32 protein-coding genes are annotated in these 21,451 nt (G+C 64.4%); 31 read left to right on the top strand and 1 reads right to left on the bottom strand.

Annotation, left to right across the window (positions count from 1 at the left end; translation table 11 throughout):
• The first annotated feature begins 30 nt into the window (after positions 1-30).
• From tuf to DRB17_RS12045, 31 genes are all read left to right on the top strand, one after another.
• Entirely contained in the window at positions 31-1,221 is a 1,191-nt protein-coding gene (tuf, locus tag DRB17_RS11895) for an elongation factor Tu (protein ID WP_114582422.1), read from the top strand.
• Between the two features lie 71 nt (positions 1,222-1,292).
• Positions 1,293-1,607 (top strand): 30S ribosomal protein S10, encoded by a 315-nt coding sequence (rpsJ, locus tag DRB17_RS11900; protein WP_114582434.1) that lies wholly within the window; start codon positions 1,293-1,295, stop codon positions 1,605-1,607.
• A gap of 4 nt (positions 1,608-1,611) precedes the next feature.
• A complete protein-coding gene (rplC, locus tag DRB17_RS11905) occupies positions 1,612-2,379 on the top strand; it encodes a 50S ribosomal protein L3 (RefSeq protein WP_114582435.1) in 768 nt (255 codons plus the stop codon).
• Positions 2,380-2,382: 3 nt separating this feature from the next.
• A complete protein-coding gene (gene rplD / locus DRB17_RS11910) occupies positions 2,383-3,003 on the top strand; it encodes a 50S ribosomal protein L4 (protein WP_114582436.1) in 621 nt (206 codons plus the stop codon).
• On the top strand, positions 3,000-3,332 hold the full coding sequence (locus DRB17_RS11915) for a 50S ribosomal protein L23 (RefSeq protein ID WP_114582437.1): 333 nt from the start codon (positions 3,000-3,002) through the stop codon (positions 3,330-3,332). The genes rplD and DRB17_RS11915 overlap by 4 nt, the downstream gene beginning before the upstream one ends.
• Positions 3,333-3,335: 3 nt before the next feature.
• A complete protein-coding gene (gene rplB / locus DRB17_RS11920) occupies positions 3,336-4,166 on the top strand; it encodes a 50S ribosomal protein L2 (protein WP_114582438.1) in 831 nt (276 codons plus the stop codon).
• A 12-nt stretch (positions 4,167-4,178) separates the two neighbouring features.
• Positions 4,179-4,457 (top strand): 30S ribosomal protein S19, encoded by a 279-nt coding sequence (gene rpsS / locus DRB17_RS11925; protein ID WP_114582439.1) that lies wholly within the window; start codon positions 4,179-4,181, stop codon positions 4,455-4,457.
• A 3-nt stretch (positions 4,458-4,460) separates the two neighbouring features.
• The gene (rplV, locus tag DRB17_RS11930; RefSeq protein WP_114582440.1) at positions 4,461-4,841 is read left to right on the top strand and encodes a 50S ribosomal protein L22; all 381 of its coding nucleotides are present in this window, start codon (positions 4,461-4,463) and stop codon (positions 4,839-4,841) included.
• 2 nt (positions 4,842-4,843) lie between these two features.
• On the top strand, positions 4,844-5,524 hold the full coding sequence (gene rpsC / locus DRB17_RS11935) for a 30S ribosomal protein S3 (protein ID WP_114582441.1): 681 nt from the start codon (positions 4,844-4,846) through the stop codon (positions 5,522-5,524).
• Positions 5,525-5,565: 41 nt separating this feature from the next.
• Positions 5,566-5,985 carry a 50S ribosomal protein L16 gene (gene rplP / locus DRB17_RS11940; protein ID WP_114582442.1) on the top strand — a complete coding sequence of 140 codons (420 nt, stop codon included), beginning with the start codon at positions 5,566-5,568 and terminating at the stop codon, positions 5,983-5,985.
• Between the two features lie 4 nt (positions 5,986-5,989).
• Positions 5,990-6,199, top strand: coding sequence for a 50S ribosomal protein L29 (rpmC, locus tag DRB17_RS11945; protein WP_114582443.1), 210 nt, complete (start codon positions 5,990-5,992; stop codon positions 6,197-6,199).
• Between the two features lie 3 nt (positions 6,200-6,202).
• Entirely contained in the window at positions 6,203-6,448 is a 246-nt protein-coding gene (rpsQ, locus tag DRB17_RS11950) for a 30S ribosomal protein S17 (protein WP_114582444.1), read from the top strand.
• A gap of 29 nt (positions 6,449-6,477) precedes the next feature.
• Positions 6,478-6,846 carry a 50S ribosomal protein L14 gene (gene rplN, locus DRB17_RS11955; protein ID WP_114582445.1) on the top strand — a complete coding sequence of 123 codons (369 nt, stop codon included), beginning with the start codon at positions 6,478-6,480 and terminating at the stop codon, positions 6,844-6,846.
• On the top strand, positions 6,843-7,163 hold the full coding sequence (gene rplX / locus DRB17_RS11960; RefSeq protein WP_241503819.1) for a 50S ribosomal protein L24: 321 nt from the start codon (positions 6,843-6,845) through the stop codon (positions 7,161-7,163). The genes rplN and rplX overlap by 4 nt, the downstream gene beginning before the upstream one ends.
• Positions 7,164-7,180: 17 nt before the next feature.
• The gene (gene rplE / locus DRB17_RS11965; protein WP_114582447.1) at positions 7,181-7,723 is read left to right on the top strand and encodes a 50S ribosomal protein L5; all 543 of its coding nucleotides are present in this window, start codon (positions 7,181-7,183) and stop codon (positions 7,721-7,723) included.
• A 23-nt stretch (positions 7,724-7,746) separates the two neighbouring features.
• Positions 7,747-8,052 carry a 30S ribosomal protein S14 gene (rpsN, locus tag DRB17_RS11970; protein WP_114582498.1) on the top strand — a complete coding sequence of 102 codons (306 nt, stop codon included), beginning with the start codon at positions 7,747-7,749 and terminating at the stop codon, positions 8,050-8,052.
• Positions 8,053-8,070: 18 nt separating this feature from the next.
• Complete coding sequence (gene rpsH, locus DRB17_RS11975) at positions 8,071-8,469, top strand: 30S ribosomal protein S8 (protein WP_114582448.1); 399 nt, start codon at positions 8,071-8,073, stop codon at positions 8,467-8,469.
• Between the two features lie 20 nt (positions 8,470-8,489).
• A complete protein-coding gene (gene rplF, locus DRB17_RS11980) occupies positions 8,490-9,023 on the top strand; it encodes a 50S ribosomal protein L6 (RefSeq protein ID WP_114582449.1) in 534 nt (177 codons plus the stop codon).
• Positions 9,024-9,027: 4 nt separating this feature from the next.
• The gene (gene rplR / locus DRB17_RS11985; protein ID WP_114582450.1) at positions 9,028-9,390 is read left to right on the top strand and encodes a 50S ribosomal protein L18; all 363 of its coding nucleotides are present in this window, start codon (positions 9,028-9,030) and stop codon (positions 9,388-9,390) included.
• Positions 9,391-9,405: 15 nt separating this feature from the next.
• On the top strand, positions 9,406-9,951 hold the full coding sequence (rpsE, locus tag DRB17_RS11990; protein ID WP_114582451.1) for a 30S ribosomal protein S5: 546 nt from the start codon (positions 9,406-9,408) through the stop codon (positions 9,949-9,951).
• A 6-nt stretch (positions 9,952-9,957) separates the two neighbouring features.
• A complete protein-coding gene (rpmD, locus tag DRB17_RS11995) occupies positions 9,958-10,155 on the top strand; it encodes a 50S ribosomal protein L30 (RefSeq protein ID WP_114582452.1) in 198 nt (65 codons plus the stop codon).
• Positions 10,156-10,278: 123 nt separating this feature from the next.
• Positions 10,279-10,806 carry a 50S ribosomal protein L15 gene (rplO, locus tag DRB17_RS12000; RefSeq protein WP_114582453.1) on the top strand — a complete coding sequence of 176 codons (528 nt, stop codon included), beginning with the start codon at positions 10,279-10,281 and terminating at the stop codon, positions 10,804-10,806.
• An 86-nt stretch (positions 10,807-10,892) separates the two neighbouring features.
• Positions 10,893-12,239: a preprotein translocase subunit SecY gene (secY, locus tag DRB17_RS12005; protein ID WP_114582454.1), complete on the top strand. Its 1,347-nt coding sequence runs from the start codon at positions 10,893-10,895 to the stop codon at positions 12,237-12,239.
• Positions 12,236-12,889 carry an adenylate kinase gene (locus DRB17_RS12010; RefSeq protein ID WP_114582455.1) on the top strand — a complete coding sequence of 218 codons (654 nt, stop codon included), beginning with the start codon at positions 12,236-12,238 and terminating at the stop codon, positions 12,887-12,889. The genes secY and DRB17_RS12010 overlap by 4 nt, the downstream gene beginning before the upstream one ends.
• A gap of 132 nt (positions 12,890-13,021) precedes the next feature.
• Positions 13,022-13,402: a 30S ribosomal protein S13 gene (gene rpsM, locus DRB17_RS12015; RefSeq protein WP_114582456.1), complete on the top strand. Its 381-nt coding sequence runs from the start codon at positions 13,022-13,024 to the stop codon at positions 13,400-13,402.
• Positions 13,403-13,477: 75 nt separating this feature from the next.
• Positions 13,478-13,870 carry a 30S ribosomal protein S11 gene (gene rpsK, locus DRB17_RS12020; protein ID WP_114582457.1) on the top strand — a complete coding sequence of 131 codons (393 nt, stop codon included), beginning with the start codon at positions 13,478-13,480 and terminating at the stop codon, positions 13,868-13,870.
• A 166-nt stretch (positions 13,871-14,036) separates the two neighbouring features.
• Positions 14,037-15,053: a DNA-directed RNA polymerase subunit alpha gene (locus DRB17_RS12025; protein WP_114582458.1), complete on the top strand. Its 1,017-nt coding sequence runs from the start codon at positions 14,037-14,039 to the stop codon at positions 15,051-15,053.
• 224 nt (positions 15,054-15,277) lie between these two features.
• Positions 15,278-15,700, top strand: a complete 423-nt coding sequence (rplQ, locus tag DRB17_RS12030) for a 50S ribosomal protein L17 (protein WP_114582459.1) — start codon at positions 15,278-15,280, stop codon at positions 15,698-15,700.
• A gap of 144 nt (positions 15,701-15,844) precedes the next feature.
• Positions 15,845-17,251 (top strand): DegQ family serine endoprotease, encoded by a 1,407-nt coding sequence (locus DRB17_RS12035; protein ID WP_241503820.1) that lies wholly within the window; start codon positions 15,845-15,847, stop codon positions 17,249-17,251.
• Positions 17,252-17,293: 42 nt separating this feature from the next.
• Positions 17,294-18,598, top strand: coding sequence for a replication-associated recombination protein A (locus tag DRB17_RS12040; protein WP_114582460.1), 1,305 nt, complete (start codon positions 17,294-17,296; stop codon positions 18,596-18,598).
• Positions 18,599-18,720: 122 nt separating this feature from the next.
• Complete coding sequence (locus DRB17_RS12045) at positions 18,721-19,386, top strand: cysteine hydrolase family protein (protein ID WP_114582461.1); 666 nt, start codon at positions 18,721-18,723, stop codon at positions 19,384-19,386.
• 43 nt (positions 19,387-19,429) lie between these two features.
• On the opposite strand, the gene accC is transcribed toward DRB17_RS12045, so the two are convergent.
• Positions 19,430-21,418, bottom strand: coding sequence for an acetyl-CoA carboxylase biotin carboxylase subunit (accC, locus tag DRB17_RS12050; protein WP_114582500.1), 1,989 nt, complete (start codon positions 21,416-21,418; stop codon positions 19,430-19,432).
• Positions 21,419-21,451: the final 33 nt, after the last annotated feature.

Here is a 21,451-nt window from a genome sequence, read left to right on the forward strand (position 1 = left end):
ACAAGACACGGGGTTACGGAGAGAACAACGATGTCCAAGGAGAAGTTCCAGCGCGAGAAGCCGCACTGTAACATCGGGACGATTGGTCACGTTGACCACGGCAAGACGACGTTGACGGCGGCGATCACGAAGGTATTGGCGGAGTCCGGCGGCGGTACGTACATGGCGTACGACACGATTGACAAGGCGCCGGAGGAGAAGGCCCGCGGGATCACGATTTCGACGGCGCACGTGGAGTACACGACGCCGACGCGGCACTATGCGCACGTGGATTGCCCGGGTCACGCGGACTACGTGAAGAACATGATCACGGGCGCGGCGCAGATGGACGGTGCGATCCTGGTTGTCTCAGCGGCGGACGGTCCGATGCCGCAGACGCGGGAGCACATTCTGCTGGCGCGTCAGGTGGGTGTTCCGGCGATCGTTGTTTACCTGAACAAGTGCGACCAGGTTGATGACGAGGAGCTTTTGGAGCTGGTCGAGCTGGAGGTTCGGGAACTGCTGAGCAGCTACGACTTCCCGGGCGACGACATTCCGATCATCAAGGGCTCGGCGCTTGTTGCGACGGAGGACGGCGACCCGAAGCTGGGGCGCGACAGCATCATGGAGCTGATGCAGGCGGTGGACGACTACATTCCGCAGCCGGAGCGTCCGAAGGACCGTCCGTTCCTGATGCCGATCGAGGACGTGTTCTCGATTTCGGGTCGCGGGACGGTTGTGACGGGCCGCGTCGAGCAGGGTATCGTGAAGACGGGCGAGGAAGTTGAGATCGTCGGTCTGAAGAAGACGCGGAAGACGGTTGTGACGGGCGTTGAGATGTTCCGCAAGCTGCTGGACCAGGGCGAGGCGGGCGACAACATCGGTGCGCTGCTGCGCGGTGTGGCGCGCGACGATGTTGAGCGCGGTCAGGTTCTGGCGAAGCCGGGGACGATCACGCCGCACACGAAGTTCAGCTGCGAGGCGTACATTCTGAACAAGGAGGAGGGCGGCCGTCACACGCCGTTCTTCACGAACTACCGTCCGCAGTTTTACTTCCGGACGACGGACGTGACCGGTGTTGTGCATCTGCCGGAAGGCACGGAGATGGTGATGCCGGGGGACAACGTGACGATGGACGTGGAGCTGATCGCGCCGATCGCCATGGACGAGGGCCTGCGCTTCGCCATCCGCGAGGGCGGCCGCACCGTCGGCGCCGGCGTCGTCTCCAAGATCATCGAGTAGAAAGCCAAGCGTCGAGTGGTGTCGCTTCGTGACGGCACGCTGCGACACCAACTCCCAAACGGGTTGCGACCATGGAAAGCCAGAATATTCGTATCCGCTTGAAGGCCTTCGAACACCGGGTGCTCGATCAGTCGACCTCGGAGATCGTGAATACGGCCAAGCGGACCGGCGCTCGGGTGCGGGGACCGATTCCGTTGCCCACGCGTATCGAGCGTTACACCGTGCTGCGGTCGCCTCATATCGACAAGAAGAGTCGTGAGCAGTTCGAGGTCCGTACACACAAGCGGCTTTTAGACATCGTCGATCCAACGCCGCAGACGGTCGATGCGCTGATGAAGCTCGACCTGGCTGCTGGCGTGGACGTCGAGATTAAGCTGAAGGGCTAGGGCGATGCGTACCGGCGTACTCGCACAGAAAGTTGGCATGACCCGCCTGTTCACCGAGACAGGGAAGCATGTTCCCGTTACGGTGCTGAAGGTGGACGATTGCCAGGTGGTCGCCGTGCGCACCGAGGAGAAGGACGGTTACAATGCCGTTCAGATCGGTGCGGGCACAGCGAAGGCCAAGAACGTCACGAAGCCGATGCGCGGCCACTTCGCCAAGGCGAAGGTCCGTCCCAAGGCAAAGCTGGCCGAGTTCCGTGTTTCCGCGGACGCGCTGCTGGAACTGGGGCAGGAACTCTCCGCCGCGCACTTCGTTGAGGGGCAGCATGTCGACGCCAGCGGCATCACCATCGGCCGCGGTTTCCAAGGGGCCATGAAGCGTCACAACTTCAGCGGCCTGAGGGCAAGCCATGGCGTCTCTGCCGTGCACCGCGCGCTTGGCTCGACCGGCCAGATGCAGGATCCGGGGCGCGTCTTCAAGGGCAAGAAGATGCCCGGCCAGATGGGCAGCCGGAAGGTCACGACGCAGAGCCTCGAAGTCGTGTCTGTCGACACGGATCGCAATCTCGTTCTGGTAAAGGGCTGCGTGCCCGGTCACGAGGGCTCCTGGGTGCGGCTGAGCGATTCGCTGAAGCGCGCCTTGCCGGAGAACCTGCCGTTCCCGGCCGGCCTTCGGGAAGCCGGCGCGGCGGCGGATGCTGGCGAAGGCCAGCAGGCCGAGGTGCCGGTCGGTGAAGGCGAGAGCGGCGCGACCGAAGAGAAGAAGGACGCTTAAATCATGAAGTGCCCGGTCAAAACGCTGGACAACAACCAGGCCGGTGAGATCGAGCTCAGCGATGCCGTCTTCGGTGCGCCCGTGCGCAAGGATATTCTGGCGCGGGTGGTTGAGTGGCAGCTTGCCAAGCGTCGCGCCGGTACGGCGTCGACGAAAACCCGTGGAGAGGTCGAGGGCTCGACGCGAAAGATCTTCAGGCAGAAGGGTACGGGGCGTGCTCGCCATGGCGCCGTTCGCGCCAATATCTTCCGCGGCGGCGGCATCGCTCACGGTCCGCGTCCACGTTCCTTTGGCAAGGATCTGCCGAAGAAGGTGCGTCGGTTGGGCTTGAAGAGCGCGCTGTCGGCGAAGGCGAGCGAAGGCAAGCTGATCGTGCTTGACGATGCGAAGGCGGAGAGCCCGAAGACGCGCGAGATGCGGCAGAAGCTGCAGGCGCTTGGCATCGGGCATGCCCTGATCGTCGGTGGAGAGCAGCTTGACGAGAATTTCTCGCTGGCGGTCAGGAATATCGTTGGGATCGACGTTCTGCCGATGGTTGGCGCGAACGTGCACGACATCCTCCGGCACGACACGCTCGTGCTGACGAAGGAAGCCGCCCAGGCATTGGAGGCGCGACTGACATGAGCAGGGGCCGCATCTATAAGCCCAGCCAGGTGAAGCTGAGCGGTGCGCGCATGTATGATCTTGTGCGTGAACCGGTCATCACCGAGAAGGCGACCATGGGCTCCGAGCACAATCAGGTGACGTTTCGCGTGCCGCTATGGGCCTCGAAGCCGGAGATCAAGGCAGCCATCGAAGGCCTGTTCTCGGTCAGGGTGAAGAGTGTGAATACCCTTCGCCAGAACGGCAAGGTCAAGCGGTTCCGCGGAATGCCCGGTAAGCGCCCGGACACCAAGAAGGCTTACGTGACCCTGGAAGAGGGCCACAGCATCGACGTTACGACGGGGGTCTAAGCGATGGCGCTGAAAACCTACAATCCCGTCACGCCCGCGCAGCGCCAGCTGGTCACAGTGGATCGGAAGACCCTACACAAGGGTAAGCCGGTGAAGCGCCTGACAGAGGGCCTGACGAGTTCGGGTGGGCGGAATAATGCCGGGCGGGTGACGGCGCGCCGCCGCGGTGGTGGGCACAAGCGTGCCTACCGCGTGGTCGACTTCAAGCGGCGCAAGTTCGACGTGTCTGCGAAGGTGGAACGGCTGGAGTACGATCCGAACAGGTCGGCCTTCATCGCCTTGATCACCTACGACGACGGCGAACAGGCCTACATCCTGGCGCCGCAGCGGCTGCAGCCCGGTGACACGGTTATTGCGGCCAACAAGGCGGATGTCCGTCCGGGCAACGCGATGCCGCTCAAGTCGGTCCCCGTCGGCACGATCGTGCACAACGTGGAGATGAAGCCGGGTAAGGGCGGTCAGATTGCGCGCGCGGCAGGCGGCTATGTTCAGCTCGTCGGGCGCGATGCGGGTTACGCGCTGTTGCGGCTTTCATCCGGCGAGGTCCGGATGGTGCGGGCGGAGTGCATGGCCACGATCGGGGCGGTCTCTAATCAGGACCACGCCAACGTGAACAAGGGCAAGGCCGGCCGGACGCGATGGCTTGGCAAGCGGCCCGCGGTCCGCGGCGTGGCGATGAACCCGATCGACCATCCGCATGGCGGTGGCGAGGGACGGACGTCCGGCGGCCGGCATCCGGTAAGCCCGTGGGGCAAGCCGACGAAGGGCGCGAAGACGCGCAAGAACAAGCGGACCGACGCGATGATCGTGCGGCGTCGGCAGAAGCGGAAGTAACGGAGGGCGGTCTTGGCTCGCTCGGTTTGGAAGGGCCCGTTCGTCGACGGTTATCTGCTGAAGAAGGCAGAGACCGCTCGCGAGAAGGGGCGGAAGGAAATCATCAAGACGTGGTCGCGGCGGTCGACGATTATGCCGCAGTTCGTCGGTCTCACGTTCGGTGTCTACAACGGCAAGAAGTTCCTGCCCGTGCTCGTCACCGAGCATATGGTGGGGCACAAACTGGGCGAATTCGCGCCGTCGAAGACGTTCCACGGCCATGCCGCCGACAAGAAGGCCAAGAGGAAGTAAGTCATGGGCAAGCCGAAATCGGCCCGTCCGGTCGCGGAGAACGAGGCCCACTCGATGGCGCGGTCTCTGCGGATCAGCCCGCAGAAGCTGAACTTGGTCTGCGGCATGATTCGCGGAAAGGACGCCGAGCGCGCCCTGGCCGAGCTGAGCTTCAGCAAGCGGCGGATCGCCAGTGACGTGAAAAAGGTGCTGGAATCGGCGATCGCGAACGCGGAGAACAACCATCAGCTTGACGTCGATCGCCTCTATGTGGCCGAGGCGTCGGTGGGCAAGTCGCTTGTTATGAAGCGGTTCCGTCCGCGGGCCCGCGGTCGCGTAGGCCGCATCAATAAGCCGTTCAGCCGACTGACCGTGGTCGTTCGCGAGCGCGAGGAGAGCGCCTAGATATGGGTCATAAAGTCAATCCGACCGGGTTCCGCCTCGGCATCAATCGAACCTGGGATTCGCGCTGGTTTGCCGGCCGCCAGCAGTACGGAGAACTGCTCCACGAGGACCTGCGCCTGCGCCGGTATCTGAAGAAGCGGCTGTACCAGGCCGGTGTCGCCCGGATTGTTATCGAGCGGCCGGCGAAGAAGGCGCGGATCACGATTCACACGGCGCGTCCGGGTGTTGTGATCGGCAAAAAGGGGGCGGACATCGAGAAACTGCGCCAGCAGCTGCAGAAGATGACCGGCAGCGAGGTGCATCTGAATATCCTCGAGATTCGCAAGCCGGAAACCGAGGCGCGACTGGTGGCGGAGAACATTGCCAATCAGCTTGAGCGCCGCGTCGCCTTCCGCCGTGCGATGAAGCGGGCCGTGCAGTCGGCGATGCGCCTTGGCGCTCAGGGTATCCGGATCAATTGCGGCGGCCGCCTGGGCGGCGCCGAGATCGCGCGGACCGAGTGGTATCACGAGGGTCGGGTGCCGCTGCACACGCTGCGTGCCGACATCGATTACGGTGAGGCGACGGCCAAGACCGCGTACGGCACCTGCGGCGTCAAGGTTTGGGTCTTCAAGGGCGAGATCCTCGCGCACGATCCGATGGCGCAGGACAAGCGCCAGCAGGAAACGCAGGCCGGGCGCTGACCGGCGAGAGTCGAAGACGAGAAGGTTAGGGATCGGCGACCATGTTGCAGCCGAAGAGAACGAAATACCGCAAGGCGCATAAAGATAAGACGCGCCTTCGCGGTGTCGCCAAGGGCGGGACCCAGCTCAACTTCGGCCAGTACGGCCTGAAGGCCGAGAGTTCGGCGCGCTTGTCCGCCCGCCAGATCGAAGCGGCGCGACGCGCGGTTACCCGCCATATGCGCCGCGTCGGTAAGCTGTGGATCCGCGTGTTCCCGGACGTGCCGATCAGCGAGAAGCCGGCCGAGGTGCGCATGGGTAAGGGCAAGGGCACCGTCGAGTGGTGGGCGGCGCCGGTCCATCCGGGCCGTGTGATCTTCGAGTTGGACGGCGTGCCGAAGGAAGTCGCCGAAGAGGCGTTCCGGCTCGCGTCGGCGAAGCTGCCGATCAAGACGAAGTTCATCACGCGGTTGGAGGGCTGAACAGATGAAAGCCGCCGATCTGCGTAGCAAGACCGTGGACGAGTTGAAGGACCAGCTCCTGAACCTGAAGAAGGAGCAGTTCAATTTGCGCTTTCAACGGGCAAGCGGTCAGTTGGAGAACACGGCTCGCGTGCGTCAGGTACGCCGCGACATCGCCCGGATCAAGACGATCCTGACGACGAAAAGCCGAGAAGCTCAGGGGCAGGAGAAGTAAGCGATGCCGCGCCGAATCCTTCAGGGCACGGTGGTTTCCGACAAGGGCGACAAGACCGTCCAGGTTCTTGTCGTGCGCCGGGTGAAGCATCCGCTCTACAAGAAGTTCATCAAGCGCACGAAGCGCTATGCGGCGCATGACGCCGACAACAACGCCAAGATCGGCGATTGGGTGCGGATTCGCGAGTGCGCACCGCATTCGAAGACCAAGCGCTGGGAAATCATCGCCGAAGGCGAGATCGCCGGCTAGGCGCCTGCGAACAAGAAGGGTGTGATCCGATGATCCAGATGCAAACCAACCTGGACGTCGCCGATAATTCCGGCGCTCGCCGGGTGCAGTGCATCAAAGTGCTGGGCGGCTCCAAGCGGACGTCGGCCTCTGTGGGCGACATTATCGTCGTCTCCGTGAAGGAGGCGATTCCCCGCGGGCGCGTCAAGAAAGGCGACGTACACCGTGCTGTGGTAGTGCGCACGGCGAAGGAGTTGCGGCGCGAGGATGGTACGGCCATCCGTTTCGACCGGAATGCGGCGGTGCTGCTCAGTCGGCAGAACGAGCCGATCGGCACGCGTATATTCGGTCCGGTGACGCGCGAGCTGCGCGCCAAGAAGTTCATGAAGATCATTTCGCTGGCGCCCGAGGTGCTGTGATGGCTTCGAAAGTGAAGCGTGGCGACACCGTGGTCGTCCTCAATGGGAAGGATCGCGGACGGAGTGGCGAGGTTCTTCGGGTGATTCCGAAGGAAGACCGCGTCGTGGTGCAGGGTGTGAACGTGGTGAAGCGTCACCAGCGTCCCTCGATGGGTCAGCAAGGCGGCATCATCGAGAAAGAGGCGCCCATTCATCTGTCCAACGTCTCCGTCGCTGACCCGAAGGACGGCCGGCCCACCCGGGTTGGCTTCCGCGTTCTGGACGACGGGCGCAAGGTGCGCGTCGCCCGGCGCTCGGGCGAAACGATCGACCGCTGAGGGGTGGAGTGTTAGCCATGGCGGCCCGATTTAAGCAACAGTACGACGACAAGATCCGTGCGCAGTTGGTCGAACGGTTCGGCTACGAAAACCCCATGCAGGTGCCTCGGTTGGAGAAGATCGTGGTGAACATGGGCGTTGGCGAGGCCGTCGGTGACCAGAAGAAGGTTCAGGCCGCGGCGGAGGAACTGACGCGCATCGCCGGCCAGAAGGCGGTCATTACCCGGGCGAAAAAGTCGATTGCCGGCTTCAAACTGCGCCAGGGGATGCCGATTGGCTGCAAGGTCACGTTGCGTCGTGATCACATGTACGAGTTCCTGGATCGGTTAATCACCATCGCGCTACCGCGTGTACGTGATTTCCGCGGGGTGCCCGGTAGGAGCTTCGACGGCCGCGGCAACTTCGCGATGGGGCTGAAGGAACAGATCGTGTTCCCGGAGATCGACTATGACGCGGTCGACCAGGTTCGCGGGATGGACATTGTGATCTGTACGACGGCGAAGTCGGATGAGGAGGCACGCGCGCTCCTCAAGGGCTTCGACATGCCGTTCCAGAATTGAGCGGCTGCGAGGAGAATTTCGAGATGGCGAAGAAGAGCTCCGTCGAGACCAACAAGAAGCGGATCCGCATGGCCAAGAAGTATGCGGCCCGGCGCAGCGCGCTGAAAGCGAAGGTGCGCGACATGTCGCTGGCTCCGGAGGAACGGTTCCAGGCCTCGCTTGAACTGGCAAAGCTTCCGCGAAACGGGTCGCCGACGCGGGTGCGCAACCGGTGCGAGCTGACAGGCCGTCCGCGTGGTTACTATCGGAAGTTCCGGTTGTCCCGTATCGCCCTGCGCGAACTGGCCTCGGTTGGCCAGATTCCCGGCATGGTCAAGTCGAGCTGGTAAGGCAAGGAGCGCCGCGTCATGGCAATGAGCGATCCCCTCGGGGACCTGCTGACCCGCATCCGCAACGGACAGCGCGCGAACAAGCGCACGATCGTTGCGCCGGGCTCCAGGCTGCATCGAAATGTACTCGAAGTGCTGAAGCGCGAAGGGTATATCCGCGGCTTTGATTTGCGCGAGCTTCGCCCCGGCGTGCGGGAAGTGCAGATCGAGTTGAAGTACAATGAGGGCGAGCCGGTGATCCAGGAGATCTCCCGGGTGTCCCGGCCGGGCCGCCGCGTCTACTCCAAGATCAAGGAGCTGCCGCGCGTGTACAATGGCTTGGGCATTACCATCCTGTCGACGCCGCAGGGCGTGCTTTCGGACGCCGAAGCCCGCGCGGCGAACGTCGGCGGAGAAGTTCTCTGCCGCGTTTTCTGATGGAATAGAGGCGTAGTACGATGTCCCGCGTAGGCAAGAATCCGGTCACGGTCCCCGATGGCGTCGAGCTCAAGGTCGAAAGCGACCGGATCGTCGCCAAGGGAAAGCTTGGGGAGCTCGCCGCTCCGCTGAGCGACTTGGTGAAGACGGAACTCAAGGATGGCGAGTTCGCCGTGGAGCCGGCGAACGACACGCAGAAGGCCCGCGCCATGTGGGGCACGACCCGGGCGGTGGTGCAGAACATGGTCACGGGGGTTTCAGCTGGCTTCACGCGCGAGCTGGAGATTGTTGGCGTTGGTTACCGCGCGCAGGTGCAGGGCCAGACGCTGAACCTGCAGCTTGGGTATAGTCACGACATCAATTATCCGATCCCCGAAGGCATCACGATCAAGTGTGCCAAGCCGACCTCTGTCAGCATTTCGGGCGCGGATAAGCAGCGTGTCGGGCAGGTTGCGGCGGAAATTCGCGGCTTCCGGCCACCGGAGCCATACAAGGGCAAGGGCATCAAGTACGCGGGTGAACAGATCCTGCGGAAAGAAGGCAAGAAGAAGTAGAGCCATGCTGAGTGCACGGGAACTTCGGGAGCGGCGCAAGTTACGCGTCCGCTCTCAGATCGGGAAGAAGAGCAGCGATCGCGTTCGGTTGTCCGTCTTCCGGTCCAGTAAGCACATATACGCGCAGGTGATTGACGACCGGAAGGGCATAACGCTTGCGCACGCCTCGACTCTCGATCCGGACTTGCGCAAGGCGCTGAGGTCCGGTGCTGACAAGGGCGCCGCGGCGCAGGTCGGCAAGCTGATCGCGGAACGGGCGGTGAAAGCCGGCGTCAAGGAAGTGGTCTTCGACCGGGGCGGCTGCATCTATCACGGACGTGTTCGGGCGTTGGCCGATGCGGCGCGTGACGGCGGCCTTTCGTTCTAGGTGAGTGGGGAATAAATGGCACGCAGCGACAGGCATGACCGCCGCGAAGAGAGCGAGCTGGTCGAAAAGCTGGTCCACATTAACCGCGTCGCCAAGGTCGTGAAGGGCGGCCGGCGGTTCGGCTTCGCCGCGCTTGTCGTGGTCGGCGATGGCAAGGGCCGGGTCGGCTACGGCAATGGCAAGGCGCGTGAGGTGCCGGAGGCGATCCGGAAGGCGACCGAGCAGGCGAAGCGCACGATGATCCGCGTGCCGCTCCGCGAGGCGCGGACGCTGCACCACGACGTGCCGGGGCATTTCGGTGCTGGGCGGGTGATTCTCCGGGCCGCGCCTCCGGGCACGGGCATCATTGCCGGCGGTCCGATGCGCGCGATCTTCGAGGCGCTTGGCGTGCATGACGTGGTCGCCAAGTCGGCAGGCACGCAGAACCCGCACAACATGATCAAGGCAACCATGGACGGCCTTTCCAAGTGTCGCAGCCCCCGGCAGGTGGCACAGCGCCGCGGCAAGAAGGTGTCGGAGATCGTGGGACGGCGCGAAGGCGCCCAGACCACCGGAGAGTAAGGTACGATGGCCGAGAAGAAGACCAAGACCGTGACGGTCACGCAGATCCGCTCCGGAGCGCATCGCTTGCCGAAACAGCGAGCGACGCTTCTGGGTCTTGGCCTGACGCGCATCGGGCGTAGCAGGACCCTGGAAGACACCCCAGCCGTGCGGGGTATGATCGAAAAGGTCCAGCATCTTATCCGCGTCGAGGAGAACGCCTGAACAGGCGGTCCAGGCAACTTGCGGACGCCGTAGCGATACGCAGGGGCGTGATCGCGAAGTCACAAAGCCCGCGCAGATTTGCGATTACGCCGCGCAGGGTCAGCATCGAAGGATGGCGAGGCGATGAAACTCAACGAGATCAAGGACAACGAGGGCGCCACGCGTGCCCGTAAGCGTCTGGGCCGTGGTATCGGTTCTGGTCTGGGGAAGACATCCGGCAAGGGTCATAAGGGTCAGCGGGCCCGTAGCGGTGTGGCCCTGCACGCATTCGAAGGCGGGCAGATGCCGTTGCACCGACGGATGCCGAAGCGTGGCTTTACCAACAAATGGGCCAAGAACTTCGTCGAGGTCAACCTGGACCAGCTGCAGAAGGCCGTCGACAGTGGGCGTATTGACCCGGCCAATCCGGTTGACGCAAAGGTCATTTCCGCGGCGGGCATTCTCAAGCGCACCCGCGATGGTGTGCGTATCCTGGGGCGTGGCGAGTTGAAGGCGAAGCTCGAACTCGTGGTCGCGGGCGCGTCGAAGAGCGCGCGGGAAGCAGTTGAAAAGGCTGGTGGCTCGATCACGATCGAGAATGCCGAGAAGGTGGAGGCGGCCGAGGCGCGGAAAACGAAGCGCGGACGCAAGGCAACCGAGACCGGGGCGTAGCACCCCGCCGCGAGCGCGCTCGCGCCCGGCCCGGCACTGCAGGTCGGGTAAACACCGTAACCGTCTCAAGGTACAGGCAAGCGAAGATGGCATCTGCCGCTGAGCAACTTGCAGCCAATCTGAACTTCGGCGCCTTCGCGAAGGCGACGGAGTTGAAGAAGCGGCTGTGGTTCACCCTGGGCGCGTTGGTGATCTACCGCCTGGGCACCTATATCCCGGTCCCTGGCATTGACCCGGTGATCCTGGATCAAATCTTCCAGCAGCAGTCGCAGGGCATGCTGGGCATGTTCGACATGTTCGCAGGCGGCTCGCTGGGGCGCATGACGATCTTTGCCTTGTCGATTATGCCCTATATCTCCGCCGCCATTATCATGCAGCTTCTGACGGCGGTATCGCCGTCGCTGGAGCAGCTCAAGAAGGAAGGCGAGAGCGGGCGTAAGAAGATCAATCAGTACACCCGGTACGGGACGGTTGTCCTTGCCGCAGTGCAGGCCTATGGAATCTCCGTGGGCCTCGAAGGCATGCAAGGACCTGGCGGGGCATCGGCGGTCATTGATCCAGGCTACTTCTTCCGCTTCACGACGCTGATCACGCTGACGGGCGGCACGATCTTCCTGATGTGGCTCGGCGAGCAAATTACCCAGCGCGGCGTCGGGAATGGAATCTCGCTGATCATCTTCTCCGGCATCGTTGCCAACTTGCCGAGCGCAGTCGCGAGCACGCTGGAACTTGGGCGGACCGGCGCGCTGTCGGCGGGCGTCATCATGTTCATCATTGTGATGTCCGTGGCCGTGATCGCCTTCATCGTGTTCGTGGAGCGGGCGCAGCGGCGGCTTGTGGTGCAATATCCCAAGCGCCAGGTCGGCAACAAGATGTTCGGCGGCGAGCACTCCCATCTGCCGATCAAGCTGAATTCGTCCGGTGTGATTCCGCTGATTTTCGCCTCCTCCCTATTGCTTATGCCGTTGACGCTGGCTGGCTTTTCGGGTGCTGGCGGACCCGACTGGTTGACATCGGTGACGGCGCTCCTGGGACGCGGACAGCCGCTTTATCTGGCGATCTATGTGTCGCTGATCGTGTTCTTTGCCTTCTTCTACACGTCGATCGTGTTCAACCCGGAAGACACGGCTGAGAACCTGAAGAAGAATGGCGGCTTCATCCCCGGTATCCGTCCGGGCCGTAACACGGCGAACTACATCCACTACATCCTGATGCGGCTGACCACGGTTGGCGCGATCTACTTGGCCCTAGTGGCAATTCTGCCTGAGATCCTGATTTCGCAATACAACGTGCCATTCTACTTTGGCGGGACGAGCCTGCTGATCGTGGTATCGGTGACGATGGACACCGTCGCCCAGATCCACTCGCACTTGCTGGCTCACCAGTACGAGGGCCTGATCAAGAAGGCGAAGCTGAAGGGGAGACGGGGATGAACATCATCCTTCTGGGGCCGCCGGGTGCGGGCAAGGGGACGCAAGCGAAGCGTCTCGAGGATGCAAATCGCATTCCGCAGCTTTCGACCGGTGATATGCTGCGTGCGGCTGTAAAGTCCGGCAGCGATCTCGGTCAGCAGGCGAAGAAGGTGATGGACGCCGGCGAGCTGATGCCGGACGACCTGATGGTCAAGATGATCGAAGAGCGGATTCAGCAGCCGGATTGCGCGAATGGGTTCATCCTTGACGGATTCCCCCGGACGGTTGCGCAGGCGGAAGCGCTGGACGAGATGCTGGCCAGACTGGGAAGCAAGCTGGATTACGTGATCGAGTTGAAGGTCGACGAGGAGGCCCTGGTCGAGCGCATCACCGGTCGTTACTCCTGTGCGAATTGCGGCGCCGGCTACCATGACAAGTTCCAGACGCCGAAAGTGGATGGTGTCTGTGATTACTGTGGTTCGACCGAGTTCAAGCGGCGCAACGACGACAATGAAGAAACCGTCCGCGCGCGCCTGAAGGCGTACCGGGACCAGACAGCACCTATTCTGCCGTATTACGAGCGGAAAGGTATCCTCAAGGCAGTGGACGGCATGGCCGACATCGACGAGGTGACGCGCCAGCTCGAGAACATCCTGGAGGGGCAGGGCTGACAGCGACGGATCGGTTGACATCGGGGGCCTGCTGCATATATTGCAGGCTTCCCGGCGTCGGCGCGTCAGAATGATGACGCCTGTCCAAACTCCGTAGGTAAAAAGACGACGAGGACGTAAGGAGATCGCCACGTGGCACGTATTGCTGGCGTCAACATCCCGACACAGAAGCGGGTGCCGATTTCGCTGACCTATATTCACGGTATCGGCCACACCCAGGCCCGCAAGATTTGCGAGGCGGTCGGTGTGCCGGTGGAGCGTCGGGTGAACGAACTGACCGAGGACGAGGTCGTTCGGATCCGGGAAATGATCGACCGCGATTACACGGTCGAGGGCGACCTGCGTCGCGAGGTCGCCATGAATATCAAGCGGCTGATGGATCTCGGCTGCTACCGTGGCCTGCGTCACCGGAAGGGTCTTCCGGTGCGGGGCCAGCGCACGCACACGAATGCCCGTACGCGCAAGGGGCCGGCCAAGGCGATCGCCGGCAAGAAGCGCCCGGGCAAGAAGTAAGCCATTTGAGGTTGGCGCGCCGGCCCGGCGTGGCGGCGCGCGGATGGCACGGAACGAAGGACGGCGGACAGCAATATGGCGAAGGCGCAGCAGTCGCGTGTACGCAAGCGCGAGAAGAAGAACATCACCTCGGGCATCGCGCACGTCAACGCGAGCTTCAACAACACGATGATCACCATCACCGACGTGCAGGGAAATGCCATTTCCTGGGCGACGGCCGGTGGCATGGGCTTCAAGGGCTCGCGGAAGTCGACGCCCTTCGCGGCGCAGATCGCGGCGGACAACGCCGGCCGCAAGGCCCAGGAGCACGGCATGAAGACCCTTGAGGTCAATGTGAAGGGTCCCGGTTCCGGGCGCGAGTCGGCGCTGCGGGCGCTGCAGGCCTGCGGCTTCCAGATTTCGGCGATTCGGGATGTGACCCCGATCCCGCATAACGGCTGCCGGCCGCCGAAGCGCCGCCGCGTGTAGATTTGTATAGGGGCTCCGGCCGTGGCGGCGCTGAATGCGAGCGTCGGATCCGGCCGGGGAACCGGCATGGCGACAAGGGCGACGCGGCCGCGCCAAAGCGGCCGCTGATCGTGTTTGCAGGCCATATGGCCGCTATGGACACCCCAGGATAGCGTGAGGCACGACCGTGCTGCAAAAGAACTGGACCGAATTGATCAAGCCAAACAAGCTCGACATCCAGGCGGGCGCCGATCCGAAGCGTCTTGCGAAGGTGGTTGCCGAACCACTGGAGCGTGGCTTCGGCCTCACCCTCGGCAACGCGCTGCGGCGCGTCCTGTTGAGTTCGCTGCAGGGTGCTGCGGTAACGTCTATTCAGATCGACGGCGTGCTGCACGAGTTCTCGTCGATCCCGGGCGTGCGCGAGGATGTAACGGACGTGGTCCTGAACATCAAGGCGCTGGCGCTGCGCATGCATGGCGAGGGGCCGAAGCGCATGCGTCTGCGTGCCGAAGGGCCCGGCGAGGTGAAGGCCACTCAGATCGAAACCGGCCATGACATCGACGTCATGAATCCTGAACTGGCGATCTGCACGCTTGACGACGGGGCGCGGCTCGACATGGAGATGACGGTCGAGACTGGCAAGGGCTATGTCGCCGGCACGCAGAACCGGCCGGAGGACGCGCCGATCGGGCTTATCCCCGTCGACGCCGTGTTCTCGCCGGTGCGCAAGGTCGCCTACCGTGTCGAGAATACGCGTGTCGGTCAGGTGACGGACTATGACAAGCTTACGATGGACGTCGAGACGAATGGTGCGGTGAAGCCTGACGACGCCGTGGCTTTGGCCGCCCGTATCCTGCAGGATCAGCTTCAGCTCTTCATCAACTTCGAGGAGCCGCAGGGCCGCGAAGAGGAAGAGAAGGCGAGCGAGCTGCCGTTCAACAAGAACCTGCTGCGCAAGGTGGACGAGCTCGAGCTGTCGGTCCGTTCGGCCAATTGCCTGAAGAACGACAATATCGTTTACATCGGCGATCTTGTGCAGAAGACCGAGGCGGAGATGCTGCGCACGCCGAACTTCGGGCGCAAATCGCTGAACGAGATCAAGGAAGTGCTGGCACAGATGGGCCTGTCGCTCGGCATGGACGTTTCGGGCTGGCCGCCCGACAACGTCGAGGAGCTTGCCAAGCGCTTGGAAGAGCCTTACTGATCGGCCTCCCGCCCCTGGCGATCGAGCCGGGGGGGGCGAGTGCTTTGAGGGCGGTGCGCGCCCTCGACCGGCGTACACGAGCGATAGCCCTGTGGCGGGCGGCTTGCGGCGTCGGTGCGTGTGATCGGTCTCGCGAGCGAGATCAGGACCGCGAAACGGAGGAACGCAAGGGATAACCGTCGGGCTCGTCGCACAACGGCCCGCTATTCGAAGGAGCTTCCGACATGCGCCACGCCAAAAGCGGACGCAAGCTGAACAGGACGGCCGAGCATCGCAAGGCGATGTTCGCGAACATGGCTACCGCCCTTATCAAACACGAGCAGATCGTGACGACGCTGCCGAAGGCGAAGGAGCTTCGCCGCGTGACGGAGAAGCTGATCACGCTTGGCAAGCGCGGCGATTTGCACGCCCGTCGTCTGGCGGCTTCGCGCCTGGGCGACGAGGCGATGGCGAAGAAGCTCTTCGAGGTGCTGGGCCCGCGTTACAAGGAGCGTCCGGGCGGTTATACCCGCGTCCTCAAGGCCGGCTTCCGGTATGGCGATGCCGCCCCCATGGCGGTGATCGAACTGGTGGATCGCGATCCCGACGCCAAGGGAACCGATTCGGGGCCGACGGCCGAGGCGACGGAGGAAGAGGACGAGTCCTGAGCGACGCGTCTTCCACCGTTATCGCTTCATGGACAGGGGGCGGCTCCGCACGCGGAGCCGCCTTTTTCCGTTCGGGGCTTGGCGCTATTCTGCCCGCGGTTCTGGCCCACGTCCCTGTCGAAGAGTATTCCGGAGATACCTTCCGTGTTGAAACGCCTGTATCTTCTGTTCGCCGTTCTGATGCTGGCATGGCCTGGCGCCGCCGGGGCCCAGGAGCGCGAGGTGCCGAGTTCGCGCGCGGAGATCCGGCTGTCGTTCGCGCCGGTGGTGGAGGAAACGGCGCCGGCGGTCGTCAACATCTATGCCCGGCGGCTGGTCGAGGAACGGATCGGCTCGCCGCTGTTCAACGATCCATTCTTCCAGCGCTTCTTCGGTGACGCCTTCGACCTCAAGCGCGAGCGTGAGCAGCGCTCTCTCGGCTCGGGGGTCATCCTGGATCCCGGCGGCCTTATCGTCACCAACCGGCACGTCATCAAGGGTGCGCAGGAGATCAAGGTCGTGCTGTCCGACCGCCGGGAGTTCGACGCCGAGATCGCGCTGACGGACGACCGGACCGATTTGGCGGTGCTGCGCATCGATCCGGGCGAGGAGAGGTTGCCGGCCCTGGAACTTGGCGATTCCGACGCCCTCAAGGTGGGCGACCTCGTGCTGGCCATTGGCAACCCCTTCGGCGTTGGCCAAACCGTGACGAGCGGCATCGTTTCCGGCCTTGCGCGAACGGCAGTGGGAATCAGCGATTACAGCTTCTTCATCCAGACCGACGCGGCGATCAATCCCGGCAACTCAGGCGGCGCGTTGGTGACGCTGGACGGCAAGCTTGCGGGCATCAACACGGCCATCTTCTCGAAGTCCGGCGGCTCGGTCGGGATCGGTTTCGCCATTCCGGCCAACATGGTGCGCACCGTGGTTAAGAGCGTCCAAGCCGGCGGCCGTATCGTGCGGCCTTGGCTGGGGATGACCGGCCAGACGGTGACCGCCGACCTTGCCGAGGGCCTGGGGCTGGACCGGCCCGGCGGGGCCATCGTCCGCGAGATCTTTCCGGGCGGACCTGCCGACCGCGCCGGGCTGGAACGCGGCGACGTGATCCGGGGCGTCGGTGGCAAGCGCGTCGAGGATCTGGAGGCCCTGCGTTTCCGGGTCGCCACGCGGGAGGCGAACGGCGGTGTGGCGCTGAAAGTCTATCGCCCGAACCGCGGCGAGCTGGACACGCGCCTGCCGTTGGAGCCGCCGCCGGAAGAGCCGCCGCGCAACGAAACGACGCTGTCTGGCCGGCAGCCGCTGGCCGGTGCCCGCGTCGCCAATCTCTCGCCCGCGCTGGCCGAGGAACTGGACCGGCCCGGTGCGTGGTCCGGCGTGGTCGTCACGCGTGTTGCCCGGGACAGCACGGCGGCGCGCTTCGGCTTCCGGCCCGGCGACGTGCTATTGTCGGTCAACGGCCGTGAGGTGGCGCGGGTGAAGGACGCCCAGCCGGCGCTGAACGCGGCCGAGGGGCGCTGGCACATCCGCTTCCGGCGCGACGGACAGGTGAAGTCGGTGAAGATCACGGCTTGAGTGTCAATTGACGGCGACAGGCGAAGCGATGAAGTACCCGGCATGAGTCTGTTCGAGCAACAGGCGCCGCGGCCGCTGGCCGATCGGCTGCGCCCCCGACGCCTCGACGAGGTGCTGGGACAGCAGCACCTTTTAGCCCCGGAGGGCGCCATCGGCCGGATGGCGGCGCAGCGCCGTCTGGCATCGATGATCCTGTGGGGCCCCGCCGGTTGCGGCAAGACCACCATCGCCCGCCTGCTGGCCGACGTCACCGACATGGCGTTCGAGCCGCTGTCCGCCGTGTTCTCGGGCGTTTCCGACCTGCGCAAGGTGTTCGAGCGCGCGAAGCAGCGGCGCGCGCAGGGGCAGGGCACCTTGCTGTTCGTGGACGAGGTGCACCGCTTCAACCGGGCACAGCAAGACGCTTTCCTGCCCTATGTGGAAGACGGCACGGTGACCCTGGTCGGGGCGACCACCGAGAACCCGTCGTTCGAACTGAACGCCGCGTTGCTGTCCCGCTGTCAGGTGTTCGTGCTCAAGCGTCTGGACGGCGCGGCGCTGGAAGAGCTTCTGGTCCGCGCCGAGCGGGAGGAGGGCCGGGACCTGCCGCTGGACGCGGAGGCGCGTCAGGCGCTGGTCGCCATGGCCGACGGCGACGGGCGTTACCTGCTGAACCTCGCCGAGGCGCTGTTCGAGCTGCCGCGGGACGAGACGCTGGATACGCAGGCCCTGGCCGAGGTGGTGCAGAAGCGCGCGCCGGTCTACGACAAGGCGCAGGAAGGCCACTACAACCTTATATCTGCCCTGCACAAATCTCTTCGCGGCTCGGACGCGGATGCCGGGCTGTACTGGCTTGCGCGCATGCTGACGGCCGGGGAGGATCCCAGCTACATCGCCCGCCGGCTGGCCCGCTTCGCGGTCGAGGACATCGGCCTGGCCGACCCGGATGCCGTGCATCAGGCGCTCGCCGCCTGGGATATTTACGACCGCCTGGGCAGCCCGGAAGGTGAGCTGGCGCTGGCGCAGGCGACCGTCTATCTGGCGACCGCGCCGAAATCGAACGCCAACTACAGCGCCTACAAGGAGGCGATGCGCGCGGCGAAGGAGACCGGCTCGCTGATGCCGCCGCAGCACATCCTGAACGCGCCGACGAAGCTGATGCGCGACCTCGGCTACGCGAAGGGATACGAATACGACCACAGCGCGCCCGATGCGTTCTCCGGCCAGAACTATTTCCCCGATGGGATGGAGCGCCGGCAGTTCTATCGCCCGGTCGAGCGCGGGTTCGAACGCGAGGTGAAGAAGCGCCTGGATTACTGGGCCAAGCTGCGCGCGCAGCGGCAGGGCGAAGGGGGCGAAAACACCTGACGGCGCCAGCCCTGCGCCGTGCGTAACCCTGTCATGACAATCGGACCCGTTGTGGTGAGCCCCCTGATCGTGCTTTGTCTCGCGACAATTCAGTTCCTGATCGCAAGGGGCCTAACCGCCGCATGGTCGATTACACGATGCCGGAACGTGCGCACACCGCGCTTCTAACCGTCGACGCACAGCGCGACTACTTTGCCCAGCAATCGCCCGTCCGCTCGACCGGCTGCGGGCAGGTGCGAGAACCCTTGCGGCAGGTGGTCGAAGCATTCCGGGAACAGCAGCTTCCGATCTTCCACCTCATTCGCTTCTATCGAGCGGACGCCAGCAACGTCGATCTCTGCCGGCGCAAGGCAGTGGAAGAGGGCATGCGGGTGCTGATGCCCGGCAGCATGGGGGCGGAGTTGATCCCCGAGGTCGCGCCCGCCGATTGCCCGCGCATCGATCCGCACCTGCTACTCGACGGCGGGGTGCAGGCGCTGGCCGATGGCGAGGAGGCGATCTACAAGCCGCGCTGGGGCGGGTTCTACCGGACGCCGCTGGAAGAACGCCTGAGCGTCCTTGGCGTCAATACCGTAGTGATATGCGGCTGCAATTTCGCCACCTCCGGCCGCGCCACGGTTCTGGAAGCCAGCGAACGCGATTTCCGCGTCGTGATGGTGCCCGAGGCCTGTGCCGGCCTCAGTGACGAGGGCCAGCGCGAACTGTGCCGTGTCGGCGTCCACCTGATGCGCGTCGACCAGTGCCAGGGCTGGATCGCCGGCCGCAAGAACCCCGGCCAGGCGGCGTAGAGCCGCGGACGTCCCTTCACGCCCGCGGACAGCTTCCTGGCTGTTACTCGAACTCCAATATCGCTTGATCGACTGCCAGGTTTGCACCGGGATCGGCGTGCAGCTTGGAGACCGTGCCGTCGCGCTCGGCGCGCAGGACGTTCTCCATCTTCATCGCCTCGACGATGGCCAGTTCCTCCCCGGCCTTGACGGGAGTGCCCTCGTCCACCAGCAGCTTGGTAAGAAGGCCCGGCATCGGCGAGAGCAGGTACTTCGACAGGTCCGGCGGCTCCTTGCGCGGCATCAGCGCGGCCAACTCCGCCGCGCGCGGGCGCAGCACGCGGATCTGCCGGGAAGCGCCGCCGTGGGTCAGTAGCCAGCACGCCCCTTGGCGGTCGACCTGCACGGTGATCGTTTTGCCCGACAGACGGGCATGGAATAGCGGCTCGCCCGGCCGCCAGTCGCTCTGCACCTGCGTTTCGCCGCCGGCCTGGGCGACCCGCCAGGCGCCGTCGCCGGCCTGCGTGACGGTCACGGGGATGCGCTCGTCCTCGATGAAGACGACCCAGTCGTCGCCGACCTCCATCTCGTGCCCGCCGACCTGACCGGCGATATTGGCATCGCGCATGGCGCAGGCGCGGTGCAGCACCGCCGCGACCACGACAAGCCGGGCCGTGACCTCCGCCGTCGGCTGGGTTCCATGGAAGCCGTCGGGATACTCCTCGGCGATGAAGTTGGTGGACAGCCGCCCATCCCGGAACCGGGGTTTCGCCATGACATCGGCGAGGAAAGCCATATTGTGGTTGATGCCGCGCACGTAATAGGCGTCCAGCGCATCCTGCATGCCGTCGATGGCCGCGTCGCGGTCCTGGCCCCAGGTGCACAGTTTGGCGATCATGGGGTCGTAGTACATGGTGATCTCGGAGCCCTCGACGACGCCGGTGTCGACCCGCACGCTCTCCGCGTCCTCGGGCTCCTGGTAGTAGGCCAGCCGGCCGATCGACGGCAGGAAGCCGCGCAGCGGATCCTCGGCGTAGACGCGGCTTTCCAGCGCCCAGCCCTGCATCTTCACCTGATCCTGCGTGAGCGGCAGCTTCTCTCCTGCCGCGACGCGGATCATCTGCTCCACGAGGTCCAGGCCGGTCACCAGTTCCGTCACCGGGTGCTCCACCTGCAGGCGGGTATTCATCTCCAGGAAATAGAAGCTCCTGTCGCGGTCGAAGATGAATTCGACCGTTCCGGCGGAGCGATAGTTCACGGCGCGCGCCAGCGCCTTCGCCTGTTCGCCCATCGCCTCCCGGATTTCGGGATCGAGGGCCGGCGACGGCGCCTCCTCGATCACCTTCTGGTGGCGGCGCTGGATGGAGCACTCGCGCTCGCCCAGGTGAATGACGTTGCCGTGGCTATCGGCCAGTACCTGGATTTCGATGTGGCGCGGCTCCTCGATGAACTTCTCGATGAAGACGCGGTCGTCGGCGAAGCTGGACTTGGCCTCGCTGCGCGCCGCGCGGAAGCCGTCGCGCATCTCCTTGTCGTCGCGGGCGATGCGCATGCCCTTGCCGCCGCCGCCGGCGGTCGCCTTGATCATCACCGGATAGCCGATGTCGTGCGCGATGGAGATCGCCTCGTCGGCATCCTCGATCAGGCCCATGTGGCCCGGCACCGTGCTGACCCCGGCCTCCTTGGCCAGGCGCTTCGAGGTGATCTTGTCGCCCATCGCCGCGATGGCCTCGGCCGGCGGGCCGATGAAGACGATGCCCGCGTCCTCCAGCGCCTTGGCGAAATGCGTGTTCTCGGAAAGGAAGCCATAGCCCGGATGCACCGCCTGTGCCCCGGTATCCTTGCAGGCCTGCACGATGCGCTCGATCCGCAGGTAGCTCTCGGCCGAGGCGGCGGGGCCGACGTGGACGGCCTCGTCCGCCATCTCGACGTGAAGCGCGGTGGCATCGGCCTCGGAATAGACGGCGACGGTCGCGATGCCGAGCTTGCGGCACGTGCGAATGATCCGGCAGGCGATCTCGCCCCGGTTGGCAATCAGGATCTTATCGAACACGGCTGCTTCCGCCACCTCCCTGTATGTAACCCG

The organism is Ferruginivarius sediminum, assembly GCF_003344765.1.
GTDB classification, from domain to species: domain Bacteria; phylum Pseudomonadota; class Alphaproteobacteria; order Kiloniellales; family Rhodovibrionaceae; genus Ferruginivarius; species Ferruginivarius sediminum.

Excerpts from the sequence above, each read along its gene's own strand:
- tuf (WP_114582422.1), top strand. The coding sequence starts at position 31 with ATGTCCAAGGAGAAGTTCCAGCGCGAGAAGCCGCACTGTAACATCGGG.
- rpsJ (WP_114582434.1), top strand. The coding sequence starts at position 1,293 with ATGGAAAGCCAGAATATTCGTATCCGCTTGAAGGCCTTCGAACACCGG.
- rplC (WP_114582435.1), top strand. The coding sequence starts at position 1,612 with ATGCGTACCGGCGTACTCGCACAGAAAGTTGGCATGACCCGCCTGTTC.
- rplD (WP_114582436.1), top strand. The coding sequence starts at position 2,383 with ATGAAGTGCCCGGTCAAAACGCTGGACAACAACCAGGCCGGTGAGATC.
- DRB17_RS11915 (WP_114582437.1), top strand. The coding sequence starts at position 3,000 with ATGAGCAGGGGCCGCATCTATAAGCCCAGCCAGGTGAAGCTGAGCGGT.
- rplB (WP_114582438.1), top strand. The coding sequence starts at position 3,336 with ATGGCGCTGAAAACCTACAATCCCGTCACGCCCGCGCAGCGCCAGCTG.
- rplV (WP_114582440.1), top strand. The coding sequence starts at position 4,461 with ATGGGCAAGCCGAAATCGGCCCGTCCGGTCGCGGAGAACGAGGCCCAC.
- rpsC (WP_114582441.1), top strand. The coding sequence starts at position 4,844 with ATGGGTCATAAAGTCAATCCGACCGGGTTCCGCCTCGGCATCAATCGA.
- rplP (WP_114582442.1), top strand. The coding sequence starts at position 5,566 with ATGTTGCAGCCGAAGAGAACGAAATACCGCAAGGCGCATAAAGATAAG.
- rpmC (WP_114582443.1), top strand. The coding sequence starts at position 5,990 with ATGAAAGCCGCCGATCTGCGTAGCAAGACCGTGGACGAGTTGAAGGAC.
- rpsQ (WP_114582444.1), top strand. The coding sequence starts at position 6,203 with ATGCCGCGCCGAATCCTTCAGGGCACGGTGGTTTCCGACAAGGGCGAC.
- rplN (WP_114582445.1), top strand. The coding sequence starts at position 6,478 with ATGATCCAGATGCAAACCAACCTGGACGTCGCCGATAATTCCGGCGCT.
- rplE (WP_114582447.1), top strand. The coding sequence starts at position 7,181 with ATGGCGGCCCGATTTAAGCAACAGTACGACGACAAGATCCGTGCGCAG.
- rpsN (WP_114582498.1), top strand. The coding sequence starts at position 7,747 with ATGGCGAAGAAGAGCTCCGTCGAGACCAACAAGAAGCGGATCCGCATG.
- rpsH (WP_114582448.1), top strand. The coding sequence starts at position 8,071 with ATGGCAATGAGCGATCCCCTCGGGGACCTGCTGACCCGCATCCGCAAC.
- rplF (WP_114582449.1), top strand. The coding sequence starts at position 8,490 with ATGTCCCGCGTAGGCAAGAATCCGGTCACGGTCCCCGATGGCGTCGAG.
- rplR (WP_114582450.1), top strand. The coding sequence starts at position 9,028 with ATGCTGAGTGCACGGGAACTTCGGGAGCGGCGCAAGTTACGCGTCCGC.
- rpsE (WP_114582451.1), top strand. The coding sequence starts at position 9,406 with ATGGCACGCAGCGACAGGCATGACCGCCGCGAAGAGAGCGAGCTGGTC.
- rpmD (WP_114582452.1), top strand. The coding sequence starts at position 9,958 with ATGGCCGAGAAGAAGACCAAGACCGTGACGGTCACGCAGATCCGCTCC.
- rplO (WP_114582453.1), top strand. The coding sequence starts at position 10,279 with ATGAAACTCAACGAGATCAAGGACAACGAGGGCGCCACGCGTGCCCGT.
- secY (WP_114582454.1), top strand. The coding sequence starts at position 10,893 with ATGGCATCTGCCGCTGAGCAACTTGCAGCCAATCTGAACTTCGGCGCC.
- DRB17_RS12010 (WP_114582455.1), top strand. The coding sequence starts at position 12,236 with ATGAACATCATCCTTCTGGGGCCGCCGGGTGCGGGCAAGGGGACGCAA.
- rpsK (WP_114582457.1), top strand. The coding sequence starts at position 13,478 with ATGGCGAAGGCGCAGCAGTCGCGTGTACGCAAGCGCGAGAAGAAGAAC.
- rplQ (WP_114582459.1), top strand. The coding sequence starts at position 15,278 with ATGCGCCACGCCAAAAGCGGACGCAAGCTGAACAGGACGGCCGAGCAT.
- DRB17_RS12040 (WP_114582460.1), top strand. The coding sequence starts at position 17,294 with ATGAGTCTGTTCGAGCAACAGGCGCCGCGGCCGCTGGCCGATCGGCTG.
- DRB17_RS12045 (WP_114582461.1), top strand. The coding sequence starts at position 18,721 with ATGGTCGATTACACGATGCCGGAACGTGCGCACACCGCGCTTCTAACC.